The following is a 351-nucleotide window of genomic DNA, read 5'->3' as shown; positions in this document are numbered from 1 at the left end:
GATATTAAAGAAAGAGGTCTTTCCAGTACAGCTGTTTCCAATCATCGTATAGGCGACAAAATCAATTTAGATTTTCATGTTGATTTATCATTGTTTAAAAAGATTAAAAATACTGTACTTATTGCTGTAATTAATTCGGAATTTCCGGCGTACTATATGATGAAAAATAATATGCCTGAAACTGCAATTACACAATCCGATGCTGAATTGGTATTTGTCTTAGATTTGCCAAAAGGTTTAGAATCTCTAGATACAACTAAATACAAATTATCCGGTATTGATGGTTTTGATGATTTATCTGTTACAAAAGAAAAAGGTGGCAGAAGAATTGTTGTAAAAGCAAGACTAAAG

General features: G+C 30.8%; 1 protein-coding gene. It reads left to right on the top strand.

Annotated features, from left to right (window positions below):
- A partial coding sequence (locus EII23_RS12630) for a hypothetical protein (protein ID WP_221620435.1) occupies nt 1-351 on the top strand: 351 nt, incomplete at both ends.

The sequence above is a fragment of the Desulfovibrio sp. OH1186_COT-070 genome (genome assembly GCF_003860215.1).
Lineage (GTDB): Bacteria > Desulfobacterota > Desulfovibrionia > Desulfovibrionales > Desulfovibrionaceae > Desulfovibrio.
Note: the sequence above shows the minus strand (reverse complement) of the source record. Positions and strands in the feature narration are given on the sequence as shown.